General features: G+C 38.5%; 5 protein-coding genes. All 5 read right to left on the bottom strand.

Annotated features, from left to right (window positions below; all coding sequences use genetic code 11):
- Positions 1-691, bottom strand: a 691-nt coding sequence (locus IQ224_RS23130) for an Rpn family recombination-promoting nuclease/putative transposase (RefSeq protein ID WP_194033539.1), incomplete at its 3' end; no start/stop codon positions are given.
- Entirely contained in the window at positions 684-1,442 is a 759-nt protein-coding gene (locus IQ224_RS23125; RefSeq protein ID WP_002742575.1) for an Rpn family recombination-promoting nuclease/putative transposase, read from the bottom strand. The genes IQ224_RS23125 and IQ224_RS23130, both read right to left, overlap by 8 nt.
- On the bottom strand, positions 1,391-1,585 hold the full coding sequence (locus IQ224_RS25205) for a DUF2887 domain-containing protein (protein ID WP_081330820.1): 195 nt from the start codon (positions 1,583-1,585) through the stop codon (positions 1,391-1,393). The genes IQ224_RS23125 and IQ224_RS25205 overlap by 52 nt, the downstream gene beginning before the upstream one ends.
- Positions 1,586-1,681 (bottom strand): hypothetical protein, encoded by a 96-nt coding sequence (locus IQ224_RS24460; protein WP_002749813.1) that lies wholly within the window; start codon positions 1,679-1,681, stop codon positions 1,586-1,588.
- Positions 1,669-2,017: DUF4351 domain-containing protein (locus IQ224_RS23115; RefSeq protein ID WP_194033538.1), on the bottom strand; the 349-nt coding region annotated here is incomplete at its 5' end. The genes IQ224_RS23115 and IQ224_RS24460, both read right to left, overlap by 13 nt.

The following is a 2,017-nucleotide window of genomic DNA, read 5'->3' as shown; positions in this document are numbered from 1 at the left end:
CAATTTGTCGAGCTTTTTCCTCTTTACCTTTTTGTAGTCCCTTTTCCTCGCCTTCCTCTCTGCCTTCCTCTAAAATATCTTGATAGATGACGGATTCTCTCATAATGTCACTCCGAAGGATTTTTTTAATCGTCTCTCGATTTAATACTAACCCGGCGAGAATGCTGGTAGCGGCAGCGAGATTGCTTTGCACCTGTTTTTCGGGGATAGTTTCTAAAGAACGGGACACCTGACTTAACACCTGTTCGGGGTCATCGGTATTGCTGAGGACGGCAAAGGGTAATAAACCGGGATGATGGAAAAATTGTGGTGTCTTTTCTTCCCAAAGACGGATGACTTGGAAGGAATGAAAGGTTTCTCCCACACGGAAGGTATTTTCTTGTACTAGGGGGGAATCACTGCGTCGCAGATAAATTACCACTTGACGCATTTGTTTTTGGGGATAACGACGATAGACGCGAATGCGATAATCAAGCATTCGGAAAGGAATCTTAGAGTTGGGGTCGGTTTGAAATTCGGTATGGAGAATTAATTGCTCTGACTGCAAAAAAATCAGAGAATCGGCCCGAATGGGGTCTAATTGTAATTCCGTCGGGTCGAGGACGGTTAAGGAGAGGGGAGAACCTAATAACCAAGTGGCTAGATCATCGGAGAAGTTTTCGGCAATAAATTTACAAATATTATCAAACATCGTCAGCGTTTTGTCTTTGTAATTGCTCGATAGTTGCGGGGGATAAATCGGTAAATCGGGCGATTTCTGGGACAGGAAAGCCAGCAGATAGCATTTTTAGGGCAATTTGTCGAGCTTTTTCGTCTTTGCCTTCCTCTTTACCTTCTTCTTTGCCTTCCTCTCGGCCTTCCTCTAAAGCTTCTTGATAGACTTTAGTTTCTCTTAAATCACTTAAACTAAACATTTTTTCTATCTCCTTACGGTTTAATTTGGGCAATTTATAAATGAGAATTGTCTCAATTAATTCTAGAATGTCCTGTCTTTTTAAAGACTCATGGAATTGTTGTCTAACTTGTTGAATCAGTTGTTTTCCTTGAGCTAAGGTATTTTGTTCCGATTCCACAATTAATTGTAACACTTTTACCCCCAGAGAATCCCCCTCATCTAACTGATTCAGATAATAACAGTTAACCCGTCCTGACTCAAAGAATTCTTGATAACGAGATTTGGGACTATTTTCAATTTCCCGATGGGGATAAATGATCACCCCTTGCCAATTCTGGCTTAACTCGCTTTGATGAAAATAGAGAAATATTTCACTAAAAAAGCGCGAGTAAAACCGTTCATCTTTTTGAAATTGTACCTCAACAAAGTAAATCGGGTCATTGAGGTTATCGGGAAGAAAAACCCCATCTAAACGAAAAGCTAGTTGTTTAACTTCTAGGGAGGAAAATTGATAATGATTGACTGTTTCTGGGGGAAGATTGAGCAAATCAAAGAAACTTTCGGGAAAAGTCTGAAAGAGACGGAGGAAAATTGATAATGATTGACTGTTTCTGGGGGAAGATTGAGCAAATCAAAGAAACTTTCGGGAAAAGTCTGAAAGAGATGATAGAAAATACTGTCCGTTTTCACTCAATTTTGTCCTTCAATGACTTGTGCTACTTGTTCAATCTCTAAGTCTAAAGTTTGGGCAATTTGTTCTATAGTTAATACTATTAATTTAACCATTGTTGCAAATCTTCCAAATCCGAAAAGTCCAATAAAGCAAGAGCTAAATTATCCAGTTGATTAGGATTTAACTGTTTAATTTTTTGTTCTACCTTTAAAGGAATAGAACCTAGTTTTAAATTTAGCTGACGCAAAATTAGGCTTTTTTTAGCAGATAATTCTCCTTCTTCTCTGCCTTCCTCTCTGCCTTCCTCTCTGCCTTCCTCTCTGCCTTCCTCTAAAGCTTCTTGATAGACTTTAGTTTCTCTTAAATCACTTAAACTAAACATTTTTTCTATCTCCTTACGGTTTAATTTGGGCAATTTATAAATGAGAATTGTCTCAATTAATTCTAGA

The sequence above is a fragment of the Microcystis sp. LEGE 00066 genome, from assembly GCF_015207925.1.
Classification (GTDB): domain Bacteria; phylum Cyanobacteriota; class Cyanobacteriia; order Cyanobacteriales; family Microcystaceae; genus Microcystis; species Microcystis ichthyoblabe_A.
The sequence above is the reverse complement of the archived record's forward strand: the minus strand, read 5'-3'. Positions and strand labels throughout refer to the sequence as shown.